A 16,059-nucleotide genomic window follows, 5' to 3' on the forward strand; every position below is an offset into this window, starting at 1 on the left:
CCAACGCACGGCAAGTGGATGGCCAAAGAAGTAATTTTGCGACTCTTTCCATGCTATCTGTTTCCATCACAGACTCCCAGCTAGCTGCCGCATTCCATATAGTGGGGCCTTATATCATAAGTCCAGTACGCCAATACGCCACACGCCCACAATGCGCCAATACGCCCACGCCCCAAGGCCCTTACAGCCATCGCGCCATATGCGACGTGTCTGGAGACCGCGAAGCAGCACTATCACTGGGCTTTGGGCTTGTTTCCTCATAGTCGCCCTCGGTCCCGCTTATCCACAGCCCCCCTGATTTTGCTCACTTGCGATCCCCGTTGGTTCCGCTTACCTATATACCTCCCGATTTTGCTCATTTACAATCGCCCTTGACCAGCCGCAGCCTGGGGTTTGGAATTCTCCCCGGAATCCTGCCCCTCTTGGCGATGGGTTTGCCATTTACCTCTTTGAGGTCAAGTGTCATATCGATCGGCGGCGCCTGGGATATGTAGCTTCCCACCCCGAAGGCTGAGGCGCCAGCCTCTATCAGTTGAGTGATCCTCTCTGGTGTGAGCCCGCCTGATACCAACACCTGCACATGACCAAAACCCGCCTGTTCAAGTCTGAGACGCACTTCGCGCACCAGATCCGGCGTCACGCCACCACGTTCCCCTGGAGTATCGAGCCTCACGCCGGCAAGCCGCTCTTTCAGGGCCTCCGCAACCCGCAAGGATTCTTCAGCCTCGTCCTTGAAAGTGTCCACCAGAATAATACGTGGCGCATCATCTGGCATGAATTCATCATACGCCTCTGCCACCTTGACAGAATCACCGACTATCAGAAAGACTGCGTGGGGGACCGTGCCCATGGGCTTCCGTCCCAGAAGCTTCGCGGCGAGTATGCAACTTGCCCCATCAGCTCCGCCTATCACTGCAGATCGTTCCAGAATGGAAGCCACTGCAGGATGCACATGGCGCGCCCCAAAGCAAATCACCTGCTTGTCGCCCGCCGCCCTTTTGACCTCCCTCGCCGCCGTGGCCCAACCGCTAGATGATGCGAGAATCCCCAGAATAGGAGTTTCGAAAATCCCGAATTCGCTATATGGCCCCTCAATCCGCATTACTACTTCCTTTGATTCAAATTGCTGGCCTTCCTCCAAAGACCAAACACTTATAGCCTTATTTCGCAGCAAATTGAGCGTCTCTTCCACGCCAGCCAAAACCCCGGGCCTTCTCGGGAAGATCTCGGCTACCACAGGAGCGTCCGCAAGTCCCAGCTTGTCCAATATTTCCCTGGTCCTTATAAAATATATGTCGGTGGTGAGCCCCATCCTTATCTCTTCATGGCTTGCAGAAAATAACCTGCCCGCAGGAGACACTTTTACCGCGTCAACATCTGCCAAGGATTTCAATTCACGAACCCCATCTGTTTCCCGATCCACCATGGTCGCCCCCGATCGCCATAATGCTTATGAATCCCATACCACAAGCTTCCAACTGCGCATATCGCATGTAATTATAGCATACATCCTAGATCCATCTCAATATATGGAATTATTCACTTAAGGACTATGAAGGAAACCAGAAAACAAGGCAATGTGCGCATATCCAGGCGACGCTGTATTCTCCCACGCCCCCCGATATGCCCATCTATAGATCCGATATGTATATAGTACCCTACGCACATATTTCCTAGTTTCCTGGTAAGGAATATTGTCTAATTTCTCTTCGGTACCGTCCCATATGCCCTTATCTAGCCATTCTCTTACAATTCCATGGCCCGCGTTATATGCGGCCAGAGCCACTGTTAATTCCCCGTTAAATTCACGCTGAAGGGAACTTAAATACCAGCTTCCTATCCTGATATTCACCAGCGGGTCATAAAGAGTATCTGGCGAGAATTTCTCAAATTCTAAAATCTGGGCAACCCACAGGCCCGTCTCAGGCATTATTTGCATGAGCCCTCTGGCTCCCCTGGGGGATCTGGCGAGTGGATAGAATCTACTCTCCACATTGATAATGGCTGATATGAGGAAAGGATCGATATTATGCTCCACAGAGCAATGAAAGATCTCTGTCCTATATTTGATCGGGTAGAGCCACCTTGCAAACCACCTTGATTCTCGAATGAGGTGGAAAAGAGAGAGCAACAGCAAACTTGCCAGCAGTATGCCGACAAAACGCCTTCGCCAAATTACGATCAACTGTCCACCGCCTCAGATAGAATTATAGATGCTGACATCCGGCCGCCATCTCGCGCCCCGAACGACATAGAAGATGGCGCCTGATGGAATCATTCCTGTAGAATTGGTATGTAAATCAATCTCCAAATAGCCCTATCATTTATCACCTCGGCGGCATCGGATCATTAAGACACTTTACCGGCATCAATTCCGCAAGGGATTCTCGCAACCTGAGGTTCTTGGAATCTCATGCTCCATGGGCTATACGATTCGGCCATTATATTTCATGATCTCTTTCCAGATTCGTATCGTCTGTTGTCTTGTCTCTTCAAGGGAACCGGAATTCTCTATAACATAGTCCGCCCGTTGGCATAGTTCAACCTGACCGGTTTGAGAATGCATCCTGCGGAGCGCTTCTTCCGCCGAATATCCGTTCCTTTCCATCAGCCGCCGGACTCTCACGTCATCATCTGCGCGGACAACTATGACAACATCGACAAGCTTGTCCATTCCCGCATCGAACAGAATGGCAGCATCGATAACAACCGCCGCGAGGCGAGATGTCGGAATCGACGCGGACGTAGAAGGCGTGGAATCAGATATTAGATCCCCGATAAAGTCAGATGCCGGATTTCCCAATTTGTCTGCGTGATACGACTCAGCCATCTGAGATCTGTAACAATCCAGCCGTCTTTGCACTTCCGAATAGAGTTTCGGAAACATGATCTGGTTAAGTTTTCTGAGGGCTGACGGATTGCCGAAGACCATTCTGCCAAGGACTCTACGTTTGAGCCGTCCATCGGGGCCGATGACATCGGGCCCAAATTCAGAACGAATTTCCTGAAGCGCGGGCTGGCCGGGCTCCTGCAGCTCCCTTGCAACCTTATCTACGTCAATTACCTCTGCGCCCAGTTCTGAAAACATCCTGGCCACCATGCTCTTCCCGGAACCGATGCCTCCAGTGAGCCCGATGACCAAAAGACCGGATCCAGCGAATCTCAATGGAAATGCCCCCGATAGGTTATAATGGGCCCAACACTTAAAATATCGTTCGCCAAATCTCCTCGTCCTCCTGCAATTGGAATGAATTCCCTCTGCAAGAGCAACCAGGCCTCGTGCCCCTTGACGTCACCGATGACACCGATGCACCGGCACAGACCACGCTCTCAATAGAACCGGCATTGAAACTGCCAACATAAACTGTGCCTTCAATACGGAAGGATTTTGGAATTGAAAATCGAATATTTTCTCTGCTATACTACTCAATGTTCGTGGTATACTGATCCTTTCTCAGCATCATCATTATTTTATCCGGAGGTGTGAACACCATGTCTCTCAACGATATACTCGCAGCATTAGGAGTGGTATTGAACGGAATACCTCAGGGTCTTCTGGCGCTGAGTTTCGGATTCGCCGCCATGCCCAGCGCGCTCGCATTTATCATAGGAATGATAGGCGTCATCGCATTCAATTCCGTGGCTCCAATTTCATTTCAGGCTGAGACTATTACCATCGCCGGACGAATAGGGAAAAATATGCCGGAGAGGCTCACTGCCATCTTTCTTGAAGGCATAATCATGGCGCTGCTTGGGACTTTTGGCCTTCTTGAGACCATCGTCCACCTCATCGGACCTCAGATAACCAATGCAATGATGGCCGGTGTTGGCATAATGTTAGCATTTGTGGCGATTGATATGGGAATGACCGATCGTATGATAGGTGTGGTTTCGGTAACGGTGGCTATCCTGGTCTGGGTGGCTACAAGAAGCCTGGTTCATACCATTGTATGGTCCGTAGTTGTGAGTAGCATAGCCGGGCGCCTTGTCAAATTTGAGCCTGTCCAACATGATGAGAGTAGAGAGCGAATCAAACTACAGCCCCTTATATGGCGTTTCTGGGAAAATCCAACGGTGATAAGGGGGGCCCTGGCTCTATCGATGCTTAATATTGGAGCAAATATCACATTCGGCAAACTGACAGGCCAGTTGGCTGGCGCCAATGTGAATGTAGACCATCTCTCCATCTATTCTTCACTTGCAGATATGGCGTCCTCCCTTTTTGGAGGCTCGCCTGTGGAGAGCATAATTTCGGCGACTGCTGATGCCCCGCACCCGGTGCTTGCCGGCGTCCTGATGATGGGGATCTTCGCCATAATCTTGCTCCTGAGACTCCTGCCCAAGATCGGCCATTATGTGCCGCGAGCAAGCATTGCCGGTTTTCTTTTGGTCTTGGGCGCCATCGTCACATTGCCTGTCAATATGCAACTGGCATTCAATGGCGTAGAGATTCAAAGTCCTATGGCCGCTGTACTCGGCTTGACAGCGGTGGTAACGGCCAAATTCGATCCATTCTCAGGCATGGTCGCAGGCCTGGTCCTAAAGGGACTCTTCATGTTGGTGGGTCTGATGTAAACACGGCATGATACTCACGTTGATCGAAGTCTTGGTTGATGTGATGAAGCTGAAACCAGGGAATACCGTGATTTTAGGCGTAAAGAGGTCTAGCTGGATTCCAGCCCGGCGGATGCCCTTGGGGTCGGGTCCGGACAATCCGGATTCTATGCAATTTCATGATAACATCGATAGATCGAGGTGAAACCAGGGAAAATGCTGTATACTGGACAAAAGTACTATGATCTTGAAATATGTGGTCTGAAACGACGACTTCCAATAGTGAAAGTGGGCGACAATCTGTGGATAGCATCCTTTGTGATGCTGGGAGATGTTCAGCTGGTAAACATATGCGCAGGAAGTCTTGCTGCCAGGCTTTCAGCATTCGACTTTGACATAATGATGGGACCGGAAGCCAAGGTGGTCCCATTATTGCAGGTTCTAGCCACATTCATGGCGCACACGAGATATGTCGTCTGTCGTAAGAGCCTAAAGGCCTATATGGAAAACCCCCTCTGGGTCGAGGTAGAATCAATAACTACAAAAGGAATCCAACGGCTGGTGCTGGATGGACCGGATGTAGAACTAATACGAGGGAGACGGGTAGCCATCGTAGATGATGTGGTATCAACAGGCGGAAGCCTTAAGGGGGTAGAGGAACTCATCCGGAAAGCCGGCGGAGAAGTAGCCGCCCGGGCTTGCGTTCTCAAAGAAGGAAGCGACTATGCTGGCGACCTCATATATCTTGGAGAATTGCCAACGTTCAGCAAGTAATAGAAGCAAAAAGTCATAAAAATGAACCCCGCCTCGCTCAGATAGGGGCGGGGCTTTACCTTAAATTGTAAAATGTCGTCCTTAAATATCTTGTGCAAGGTCGGCAAGTTGACAACCAGTTCAAGAACCCTTTCTGAAATGAGATTATGGCCATAGATGTTTGCCACCAAATGCCGAAAGCTCCGATATTCATCTATTTGACTAAAAGATCTCTCTGACAGCAACCTTGGCCTTAATCCAGGGACATCCCTTTTCATCTGGTTCAAGAGATCATTGTGCCACGTTTCACCTTTCGGCAGACGCTCGTCGATTTCGTCCGCCACTCGTTTGAAGATTCTCTCCGCCCCTGAGTAATAGTCCTGAATCAACCCGGCCACCCCCCTCAGCACAATTGAATCCGCGAGAGCCTGCCGTCCCTTGTCCCTATCGGCTATGCCTCTCTTCACAAGCAACGATACCACATGCTCAAGGCTATTAAGCTCTTCGAGGATTTCTGCGCGAAGATGAACTAGTTCAGAAAAGGTCATTCAATCCTCACCCCTCTTGCCATTACCGAACGCAGCATCCTCTTACCAACCTCGTCGCCGAACAATATATGGCTTGTAAAAGGAGAGACCAATTGATCAACTTCTGCAGCAAGTCTCATACGGTGCTCCTTTGGCGCCCCTAGGACCATAATGTCGATGTCTGATCTTCCGTGGATCCGTCCGCGGGCAAGAGAACCAAAAAGATAGACCTGACTCACGCCATATCGTTCCTTCAGGTATCTGGCTGCTTCTTTCGATTTAGCCTGCATAGCACGCAGGCGATTTTCAAGATTGAGTTTCCGCTCCAGGAGCACGAGTCGGCTATAATCCAAATCCGTTCCCGGTCCAGACACTTGGGCAGAGTCGAGCCTGGCATCAGTCTTGGCCCCGGGATGTAGCCCACCTTTTGTGGCACTAGATTCTTGATTCCTCCCGCTTTCTCCCATATAGACCGGCTCCGAAAATCTTCAGAAATCCGCATTCCATCCTTATTTTACCAAGAAGCAAATAGGCCGTCAACATCGCGACTTCTATCTTGCTCCTGGAGGCCATATACGCGATAGAGCAACCAGATCTTGCCCAAATCTGCGTCACTCTCTCTAAAGAAGAAGGCGCGGCATCCCACCGCGCAGCATGTCACCTGGCATGATACCATCTTGGGTCATGCTGCGCTGCCATGAAGATCTCAGCATATTGACACGTAATATGTGCACACATATAGTGAAATGGAGGAGGACAGATTTTATGAAAAACATCACCATTTCCATTGATAGCAGGCTCCTTGAGGCCGGACGTGAGTATGCCAAGAAGCACAACATTTCTCTAAACGCCCTGATCCGGAGGTTACTGGCTCAGACGGTACTGCCTCCATCCCGCGACTGGCTCGACGAATGCTTTTCTTTGATGGACGAAGCAAAGGCGAACTCCCAGGGTCTGAAATGGAAGCGGGAGGATCTTTACGAAGCGGGAGGATCTTTACGATGTCTAAAACATCGGATCTCATCCAAAACGCCATTGATTGTAGTATTATCAGCCGCTTATCCTTCTGGGACGCCCTAATAATCATAGCCGCTGAGAGCGCCCATTGCGAGAGAATCTGGACCGAGGACCTAGATGATGGCCAAGTAATCCAGGGGGTGAGGGTTGAAAATCCATTCTTATAATTGGCGGCAATTTTTTGATGTGCCTGCGCAGCCCGGCAAATTGACAACGTAATCGTTCGTTGGTGCCGGCCGGGCCGGCATGGAGGGCTACTTTGAAAATAGCTGAGCGCCATTTTCATTTTTCGTTGGTGCCGCCCCGGCGGCATGGGGGGCTACCCTGAAAATGCGCGCCGCTGTTTTCATCCCCCTGATGGTGCCGCCGTAGCGGCATGGGGGCCTACCCAGGAAATTAGGAGAGTGATAAACATGTTTGGAACCGCGCTCCGGCCAGGAACTGTTTTTATAATTATTGGAATGATATTGGGAGCAGGGGCTACGGCAAGAGCTGGAGAAGTGCTGCTGCAACCCAATCAGGCGCTACTACAACCTTATCAGAGTCTACTGCAGCACGAACAGATGCTGGAAGACCTTAGATACCTATCCACCACCCTCAAGGAAGCTCACCCAGCCCTGGCTGACCGCGCGGCTCAGCAGGATTTTGCAGCCCGTAGTGAGGCATTGTCATCCCAATTGCGAAATCCCTTACCAGCCTGGGAGTTTTTCGCCATAGCCAATAAATTGGTCAACTCTCTACAGGATGCGCATACACGCCTGTTGCCCCCATCCGAGGGACTCCTCCCAGTGCATCTTACATGGGTCGAAGACGGCCTGGTGGTGACCAGAGTTCTGGATCCTTCCCTTCCCGTGCTCAAAGGAGACGAGCTCATCAGTCTAGGCGGCCATACACCTGATCAGCTTTTGGAAGACCTGAGTCTCTGGATCCCGCATGGAAATCCATACTGGGTCAAGGCGCTCAGTGGCCAATATTTGCAAAACCCCCTCGTCTTGCGGGGTCTTGGCTTGATCACGCCGTCAGGTACGGTCCAGATTATGGTTCGTCGTCCAAACCCAGCAGCTTCCGGACAATCTACATCGAGTCCTCTTATCTCCGCGGAGGTCCCTCTGTGGGGCAGGTTTACCGTAGTCCAGACCAGCATGGTCACTGATGCCACCACGGGTCGCACTTTCTCGCCTGCGGCTGAAGCTGGCTTGCAGCCTGGAGACCAGATCCTATCGGCTGGCGGCAACCCCATCCATTCATCTGACGACCTGGCCCGGGCGATCCAGCAATATGGACGCGACGGCCGAAATCTGCCATTGGAAGTGCTGCGCCGCGGTCAGCGAATTATGATCTCTGTACGTCCCGCGGCCACGCGCGAACCCGGCGCTTCCGCACAAACACAACTGGTCTATCGAATTGGTGCCAGTCTCGGCCAGCCTCTGGTCCCAACACGCCCCTGGTTTGGCTGGAAGATCGACCAGCCACATGGCTATGGACTTTTCTGGCTTGATGAATGCAACGATACGAAAGAATACCGCCAGGCCGTGGAGCAATTTTTCGCGGCCGTCCGCAAAGAAGGCATTCAAAGGATCGCCATTGACCTGCGACTCAATGGTGGCGGCAACAGCATGGTCATAAATGCCTTCCTGAAACATCTGCCATATAAAGACCTGCGGGCCGGCTACAGGTGTACTCGATTTTCCACGCAATTTTCTCAGCAGCGGGGCCTTGGAGTCCGCATCTTGACATATCTGGGACAGACTCTGTTCCCCGGACACTGGATGCCCGTTTGGAAGGCGCCAGCGGATCAACTCTTCCAGGGACAGGTCTATGTCCTAACCTCATGGAATACCTTTAGTTCCGCCACAGACTTTGCCGCCCTTCTGTCTGATAATCACATAGCGCAAATCGTGGGAGAACCTACAGGCGGAGCTCCCACCCAATATGGGGATATTCTCAATTTCAGGCTACCTAATACAGGCTGGTATTTCAATGTGTCGACAACTCGCTTCATCCGGCCGGATCCGACCCGTCCAGGAGAGTCGGTATATCCAGACATCCCAATCCCCACAAAGATGCGTGACATTCGGGAAGGCCGTGACCCGGTGCTTGAATGGCTCAAAGCCTCCTACGACGGGCCTAAGAGTATATCAATGTCATCGTCGCGTGAATCAGCTAGTTTGATCTCCAGATCGTTCTGATAAAGGTCCAGGTTCCCAATGGGGAGCAGGTGTTTGTTTGCCTTGGCCCATAAGGCCGCCTGAGCGTTTAATGGACTATTGACGTTATAGTCCTTACTTGAGTTGTGCAAAACCTGAACCAGAAAAATGGAAAGCAGCATAAGTGAGAAAAAGGAAGCAGACAAGGCTGCACTTCTGTGATATAAAAGGGTTAACAATACAACCTATATATGACAGGAGTTGCAGCACATGTCTGCACCAATTATCGTACCAAGAGATAAGCGTTTGGTCAAGTTCTTTATGGCAATAGGCTTGCAGGTTATTTTATCCAAACCTCAGATCGCCTATTTTCTATACATCGTGGCAGGCATAATCGGTGGCAATGGCCGCCTCACCATATCAAATATCCATCGTGCTACGACGGTCCCAAGGGCCATTTCCAATACTACAAGATTCCTTGGACAGTCGCCTTGGGATGACACCTTGGTCAACAGATACCGAAAGGAGTATGTCGTAGAACGATTTCAAAGGCAAGTAAGGCCTGGCACGGTTGGGTTCTTTATGATTGATGATACAACCATGGCTAAAGATAAAGATACCAGGCATATTGAGGGACTCGATTTTCATTTCTCGCATCTTGATGGCAAAACCGTTTGGAGCCATCAGGTAGTCTCGTCCCATTGCAAGATTGGAGATTTCTCTTTGCCTATGGATTATTCGATCTATCTGCGAGAAGAGTACTGCGAAAAACATGGGCTCGAGTTTAAGAGCAAGATCGATATTGCCATCGAACAGATAAATGATTTCAAGGCTTTACCCGGTGTAAGGACTTATCTTCTGCTCGACAAATGGTATACCTGTCAAAAGGTAATTGAGGCCGGGTGGTCAAGGGGAATGCATACAATAGGGGCTACAAAGACCAATCGAATCATATATCCCAAGGGGATCCGTATATCCATTGCCGATTTCGCCAAGCACATCAGGAAAAGAGATCTCGACACGGTCACAGTCGATGGTAAGCGTTATGATGTGTATCGTCATGAGGGCAAAGCTGGCAAGATAGATAATGCAGTGGTCCTCATGTGCTGGGAAGGTGGCTATGATAAGCAGGATGGACCATTCTGCATTCTGTGCACGGATGTGGAACTGGAAAGTGGCAAGGTCATAGCTTACTACTCGGAACGTTGGGATATAGAGACTGGGTATAGGTATTTCAAGGACCGGTTAGGGTTTGACCACTACCAGGTTCGGTCACTTAGGGCGATTCAAAGGTTCTGGTGTGCAGTGTTCATGGCTTATACCTATCTGGAGCTGTACCGGGTTGAGAACAAGGGAAGGTTCAGGAATCTTGGGGAGGCGATAGATGCTTACAGACAAGGTAATGCCCGTAGGGTTGCTAAGTTTGTATATGAAGCAGCCCTCAATGGGCAATCCCTCACGAGCATATACCGGAGTCTGGGTTTGGCTGCATGAAGTTGGGTTTCCAGTTTATTGGGCGTGCTTTCGCAAAAGTCAAGATCATAACATATGGGCGCGACATCGTTGCTGATACAATGCGCATAATGTGTATGCACGTATCGTCTGAATGGGGAGGGGGAACATTATTGATGAAAGGGTATAATTGTGATATCCTCATTCCTGGAACATCATTTTACATGCGGAATAGCATGGCCTCTCCCGCTGTTTCCTACTGCGCCGCGCTGATTACTGATCGATAAGATTTGCCCCTCTGATCATAGCCCAAGCCCATTGACGGCACTAATAACACTGGAAGGATCGAAACATCTTGGCCGGGATTCGCAATTCAGAAAAAATGCCTGCATTATTCGCAATTCTCTTCGCTGCCGCTGTGTGGGGCGCCTCATTTATCAGCACAAAATCTCTTTTGATCTCTGGACTTACGCCCGTTCAGATTGCATTTGTGAGGTTCAGCATAGCATGCATGATCCTCGTCGGGCTTCAGATTCTGCATGGAACAGGAAAGTGGGAGCGGCCCTCAAATGAGAATCCCTCGAAACCTCCTTACAACGGTAGAATCCGAATGATGGTCGGCGGAATCATCGGCATTCCTGTATATTTCCTACTGGAAACACCGGCCTGCGCTTTACCGCGGCCAGCACAGCATCCCTCATCACTGGAACCGTGCCGGTCATCAATGCACTTGTCCTAGTCTTGCTATTACATAGCAAAATATCCAGCTCACAGTGGGCGGGCATAGTCCTATCTTGTTTCGGTGTTTACGTTGTCACGCAGGCGGATCTGGCGGCCTCCATATCTGGCCATGCAATGCTGGGGAATTTCCTTATTCTCCTTTCATCATGTTCCTGGGTGGCATATACCATCATCAATAAGCCTCTTCTCGACTACTACGATCGGCTCACCCTAAACGCCTATCAGAATGTGATAGGGATCATTTGTCTCATTCCATTCGCTCTTCACGATGGCATGCCCACCATGGCTTGGGGCATCAAAGTTTGGCTCAATATCCTTTACCTCGGCGTAGTGTGTTCAGCGCTTGCCTATATTCTCTATGCATTTGCCCTCAAGCGCCTTGGATCTACAGTAGTTACCAGATTCATCAATCTGGTGCCGTTCTTTGGTGTACTAAGTGCCACCATCCTTCTAGGAGAGCCCCTCTCATGGGTGAAAGCCATGAGTGGCATTCTAGCTATCACCGGAGTGTATCTTGTCAGCGTAGGAGGTGATATTCAACGAGCGATAGGAATATGAGCTCGTATGTCGTATCGTATTGATAGACGATGTCTTAACGACTGCATAGTTATTATCACATACGCTGCACTTAGTCTGCAATATATCCAGCATCTATCTTCTTTCCACATGTTCGTTGCCTAAGTTTTCACATTTGAGGAGATCATTGAATTCCGACGTGTACTTCAGGATAGGACCTCCTGAGGCTGAGGGGAGGTGGAGGGTCTGTGACTAGCAGGGAGATAGTGAAAAGGAGCCTCGATTTCGCGGGACCGGAGCGGATACCCATGTCATTTCCGGATCCATATCCCAACGATTTTGTAGGAGCCGGAATAAGCCCCCCTGACGATCCCACAGTCAATAAGTGGCAATTCATTGGAAACCGCTGGGAGATGCGAGATGAATGGGGGAACATCTGGGGGAGGCTCGAAAACTTCAGTAAGGGTGAAGTGATAAAGGGAGCCATCGAGGATGACTGGAGCCTCCTTGATTCCTATGAATTCCCCAAGCTGGAGCTCGAAGAAAGGTACGAAGATGCCCGAAGGATCTTCAGCGAGCATGAAGACAAATTCGGGATCGGTCATCTTCCCGGATTTCCATTCGCCATAGCCCGATATATGAGAAGAATGGAAGTCTTCCTTACAGATGTGCTCCTTGAGGAGGAACGGGTAATAGGCCTTCTCGAAAAGATAGCAGACCTTCTCGAGAAATGCATAATCCAGTTTGCAAGGGCGGGCGCCGATGCAATCATGTTTGCCGAGGATTGGGGCACGCAGGATAGGCTTCTGGTGAGCCCTGCCACCTGGCGAAAGCTTTTCAAGCCGGGTTTCGTGAGGCTCTGCCGCGCGGCTCACGACAATGGCCTTTATGTGTTTATGCATTCTTGCGGCCATATCTATGAAATAATCCCGGATCTCATCGAGGTGGGGATCGATGTCCTCCAGTTCGACCAGCCGACCCTCCACGGCATCGATAATCTGGCTAGGGATTTTGGCGGCAAGGTGAACTTCTGGTGCCCCGTCGATATCCAGAGGACCCTTCAGACAAGAGATCCCGACGCCATCCGGAAAGAAGCCAGGGAACTCATCGAGAAGCTCGGGTGTTTCGGGGGCGGCTTCATAGCAGGCTACTATAGTTCTAATGAGGCCATAGGACTGGATCCCAAGTGGCAGGACATTGCCTGCCAGACCTTCATAGAATACGGTTCAAAGCGTTCAGTTTGAGGCCGCGCGCTGGCCATTGAGGGAGATTCAAAGCATCCAGTTTGGGTCTGCGCGCAGTCAGCAGTCAGTTGAGAGGGAGCCAAGGCATCCAGTTCAAGGCCGCGCGCAGGCGGTTGAGGGAGGCTTATCGCATGACCCCTCGTGAACGATTCCTTGAGACTCTGACTTTCGGGAAGCCGGACAAGGTACCTTTCATGCCTGGATCGCCCAGGGAATCTACGCTTGCGGCCTGGCATCAGCAAGGCCTTCCGGATGGGGCAGACTACTACGAGTTTCTCTTGGAAACCCTGGGGATCCAATACGATGCGCCGAAGCAGCAAGTAAGCCTCGAGGTGTCATTCAAGATGATCCCTGAGTTTGAGGAGAGGATCCTGGAACATAAGGACGGGCATTACATTGTGCAGGATTGGATGGGCGCCATCGTAGAGATATCCGACCGGTATGATTTCAGCTACCTCCGGAGGGCAAAGGACTTCGTCACTCGCAAGTGGCACAAGTTTCCCGTTCAGACGCCTGCTGATTGGGAGGAGATGAAGAAGCGCTATGACCCCAAAAACCCTGGTCGCTATCCCGAGGACCTCGAGGAACGCGCGAACCTTTTGCGAGAGCGTGACTATGTGGTCGGGCTCACGGTAAATGGACCCTTCTGGCAGCTCCGAGAATGGTGCGGATTTGAAGGGCTCTGCATCCTGATGATGGATGACCCGGATTTCGTCGAGGAAATGGCGAGATTCTGGACGGATTTTGTATCGGAAACAATGGCCCCCGTGTTGGCCCGCATAAAGCTGGACTATGTAATGATCTCGGAGGACATGGCCTATAAGGCCCACAGCATGATCTCGCCCAAGATGACACGGAGATTCCTCTTACCATCTTATGAGCGCTGGACGCAAGAGATCAAACGTAGCGGATGTCCTCTGGTGATGATGGATTCCGACGGGTACATCGCTGAACTCATTCCAATCTGGATCGAAGGCGGGATCAACTGCTGCAGTCCTGTGGAGGTTGCAGCCGGGAACGACATCGTGGAATATCGGAGCCTTTATGGCCGGAAGATGGCCTTTATGGGTGGAATTGATAAAAGAGCCATGGCCAAAGGCGGCCCGGTCATGGAGAGTGAGGTCATGAGGGTGGTTCCTCCTCTACTCGAGGACGGCGGATTCATCCCAGGCTGTGATCATGGAGTGCCGCCAGATATCTCATGGCCGGATTTTGTCGAATATAGCCGTTTGCTGGCGAAACTGACGGGATGGCTTTAGCCAGGGCGGGGTGGATGGGGCGATACATAGAGCTGGTGGGCCGCAGATCCTTGAGGAATGCAAAAGGATCCGCCGGGAGAAGGGGCCTTGCCTGCCCGGGGGGGCGGTTATAACAACAGGAGGAATGCTCAAAGCCCGGTATGTGATTCATACTGTCGGCCCGATCCGGCAGGGCGGGGATCGCGGAGAGGATCAAATTCTCGCCAGTGCATACCGGATATGTAAGAAACTTCTCTGAAAGGTGTTTCTCGGGAGACGATACGTCCTGGTGGTTGGCTGCGGATCCCATACAATGGTAGATTAAGAAATAGGTAAGCAAGAAGGTAAATCCCCTGCTTGAAACCAGCGGGGCTGCACCTAAGCATAGGGGTAGCTCCTTACCATTATTAGGGTTTTGGGGTGAGATATTACACGGGGAGACCATATATGCGGTTCTATGTAGGGCATCAGATAACCGAAAGGGGCTGAAGAATGTCTACGCGGCGATTTTCCACTCAATCGGGTTGGAAGGCTGACCCATTACTTGTAAGGACTCTTGGTAAAAGGCAACCGCATGTCCTTTATGATGAGGAAAAGGTGCCACATTATATCCTTCCCGATCCTTTGATACTTTCTGATGGTGTAAGAGTCACTACACCAGAGGTTTGGTACAGGAGGCGTATAGAAATCCTCGAGCTATTTCGTACTCATATATATGGGCGAGCGCCTGTTGGTCGACCTGAAGGGATGTCTTTTGAGGTTTTTGACTTAGATCATGATTCGCTTGGTGGAAGAGCAACGCGCAAACAAGTTCGTATTTACTTTGTTGGTCAACCAGATGGTCCTCACATGGATTTGCTTATTTATCTGCCGAATGATATTGTACGCCCTGTCCCTCTTTTTCTTCTCCTGAACTTTCGTGGTAATCATACCGTCCATCCCGATCCTGCCATAAGAATCACCACCAGTTGGGTCCGGGAAGGTGACCATCATGCTACCGAGGAGACGCGTGGGATAGATGCACCGGCGTTCCCAGTGGAAAGAATCCTTGCTCACGGTTATGGACTAGCAACAGCTTACTACGGCGAGATCGATCCTGACTTCCATGATGGTTTTCAGAACGGAGTACATAGGATATTTGATGGACTATTCGGGAAGAAGCGTCCACCGGATGCCTGGGGGGCTATTGGGGCCTGGGCGTGGGGGTTGAGCCGGGCTATGGACTACCTTGAGACAGATGAAGGAATTGATCGTCATCGTGTTGTCGTCTTAGGCCATTCGCGATTAGGAAAGACAGCGCTCTGGGCTGGTGCTCAGGACGGGCGGTTTGCCATTGTCATTTCTAATAATTCCGGCTGTGGCGGAGCCGCCATAAGTCGTAGGCGATTTGGTGAGACAATAAGACTCATTAATACTGCATTTCCTCACTGGTTCTGTGAGAACTTCAAGCGCTATAATGATTGCGAGGATGAACTTCCGGTTGACCAGCATATGCTCATAGCTTTGATTGCTCCACGCCCAGTGTATGTTGCCAGTGCGGATGAGGACTTGTGGTGTGACCCATGCGGAGAGTTTCTTTCTGCAAAGGCGGCAACTCCTGTCTACAGACTGTTTGGAACGGACGGACTTCCTACTGAGGACATGCCTGCACTCAATACTCCTGTCATGGGCACTATGGGCTACCATATACGTTCTGGAGGGCACGGCCTGACCGAGTACGATTGGGAGAGGTATATGGAATTTGCAGATATGCACTTCTCAAGATCAAGAGGGAATAAAGCCTGAAATCGCTAACTAAGTAATTGCCAAGAGGCTGTTGGTTCTGCTCAAGAACTGGCACCACCTACATCTTATCTCGCCATTTCGTAGA

The 16,059-nt window shown here is 50.8% G+C and carries 15 protein-coding genes and 1 pseudogene; 11 read left to right on the forward strand and 5 right to left on the reverse strand.

All coding sequences use genetic code 11. From position 1 onward, the window contains the following. Positions 1 to 355: 355 nt before the first annotated feature. From HPY52_15575 to coaE, 3 genes are all read right to left on the reverse strand, one after another. Positions 356 to 1,426 carry a nicotinate phosphoribosyltransferase gene (locus HPY52_15575; GenBank protein ID NPV81657.1) on the reverse strand — a complete coding sequence of 357 codons (1,071 nt, stop codon included), beginning with the start codon at positions 1,424 to 1,426 and terminating at the stop codon, positions 356 to 358. A gap of 117 nt (positions 1,427 to 1,543) precedes the next feature. Further along, positions 1,544 to 2,185, reverse strand: coding sequence for a lytic transglycosylase domain-containing protein (locus HPY52_15580; GenBank protein ID NPV81658.1), 642 nt, complete (start codon positions 2,183 to 2,185; stop codon positions 1,544 to 1,546). A 240-nt stretch (positions 2,186 to 2,425) separates the two neighbouring features. After that, on the reverse strand, positions 2,426 to 3,166 hold the full coding sequence (coaE, locus tag HPY52_15585; protein NPV81659.1) for a dephospho-CoA kinase: 741 nt from the start codon (positions 3,164 to 3,166) through the stop codon (positions 2,426 to 2,428). Positions 3,167 to 3,492: 326 nt separating this feature from the next. On the opposite strand from coaE, the gene HPY52_15590 reads away from it, so the two are divergent. Both HPY52_15590 and HPY52_15595 read left to right on the forward strand, forming a co-directional pair. Then, positions 3,493 to 4,575, forward strand: a complete 1,083-nt coding sequence (locus HPY52_15590) for an NCS2 family permease (GenBank protein ID NPV81660.1) — start codon at positions 3,493 to 3,495, stop codon at positions 4,573 to 4,575. A 195-nt stretch (positions 4,576 to 4,770) separates the two neighbouring features. Further along, entirely contained in the window at positions 4,771 to 5,328 is a 558-nt protein-coding gene (locus tag HPY52_15595) for an adenine phosphoribosyltransferase (protein ID NPV81661.1), read from the forward strand. On the opposite strand, the gene HPY52_15600 is transcribed toward HPY52_15595, so the two are convergent. Together HPY52_15600 and HPY52_15605 are read right to left on the reverse strand one after the other, a co-directional pair. Next, positions 5,277 to 5,855, reverse strand: coding sequence for a hypothetical protein (locus HPY52_15600; protein NPV81662.1), 579 nt, complete (start codon positions 5,853 to 5,855; stop codon positions 5,277 to 5,279). The two genes, HPY52_15595 and HPY52_15600, sit on opposite strands and share 52 nt — an antisense overlap. After that, positions 5,852 to 6,124: a nucleotidyltransferase domain-containing protein gene (locus HPY52_15605; protein NPV81663.1), complete on the reverse strand. Its 273-nt coding sequence runs from the start codon at positions 6,122 to 6,124 to the stop codon at positions 5,852 to 5,854. The genes HPY52_15600 and HPY52_15605 overlap by 4 nt, the downstream gene beginning before the upstream one ends. Before the next feature lie 475 nt (positions 6,125 to 6,599). Here HPY52_15605 and HPY52_15610 point away from each other — a divergent pair. From HPY52_15610 to HPY52_15650, 9 genes and pseudogenes are all read left to right on the forward strand, one after another. Next, positions 6,600 to 6,815: pseudogene (locus tag HPY52_15610) on the forward strand (hypothetical protein). A 449-nt stretch (positions 6,816 to 7,264) separates the two neighbouring features. Then, positions 7,265 to 9,040 (forward strand): PDZ domain-containing protein, encoded by a 1,776-nt coding sequence (locus tag HPY52_15615; protein ID NPV81664.1) that lies wholly within the window; start codon positions 7,265 to 7,267, stop codon positions 9,038 to 9,040. Positions 9,041 to 9,268: 228 nt separating this feature from the next. After that, a complete protein-coding gene (locus HPY52_15620) occupies positions 9,269 to 10,492 on the forward strand; it encodes an IS701 family transposase (GenBank protein ID NPV81665.1) in 1,224 nt (407 codons plus the stop codon). Positions 10,493 to 10,832: 340 nt separating this feature from the next. Next, entirely contained in the window at positions 10,833 to 11,189 is a 357-nt protein-coding gene (locus HPY52_15625; GenBank protein ID NPV81666.1) for an EamA family transporter, read from the forward strand. Further along, complete coding sequence (locus HPY52_15630) at positions 11,162 to 11,749, forward strand: DMT family transporter (GenBank protein NPV81667.1); 588 nt, start codon at positions 11,162 to 11,164, stop codon at positions 11,747 to 11,749. The genes HPY52_15625 and HPY52_15630 overlap by 28 nt, the downstream gene beginning before the upstream one ends. A gap of 206 nt (positions 11,750 to 11,955) precedes the next feature. Next, complete coding sequence (locus HPY52_15635; GenBank protein ID NPV81668.1) at positions 11,956 to 12,951, forward strand: hypothetical protein; 996 nt, start codon at positions 11,956 to 11,958, stop codon at positions 12,949 to 12,951. Positions 12,952 to 13,082: 131 nt separating this feature from the next. After that, entirely contained in the window at positions 13,083 to 14,210 is a 1,128-nt protein-coding gene (locus tag HPY52_15640; protein NPV81669.1) for a hypothetical protein, read from the forward strand. A gap of 10 nt (positions 14,211 to 14,220) precedes the next feature. Then, positions 14,221 to 14,448: a hypothetical protein gene (locus HPY52_15645; protein ID NPV81670.1), complete on the forward strand. Its 228-nt coding sequence runs from the start codon at positions 14,221 to 14,223 to the stop codon at positions 14,446 to 14,448. A gap of 233 nt (positions 14,449 to 14,681) precedes the next feature. Further along, on the forward strand, positions 14,682 to 15,974 hold the full coding sequence (locus HPY52_15650; protein ID NPV81671.1) for an acetylxylan esterase: 1,293 nt from the start codon (positions 14,682 to 14,684) through the stop codon (positions 15,972 to 15,974). Positions 15,975 to 16,059: the final 85 nt, after the last annotated feature.

The organism is Bacillota bacterium, assembly GCA_013178415.1.
GTDB lineage: Bacteria > Bacillota > SHA-98 > Ch115 > Ch115 > Ch115.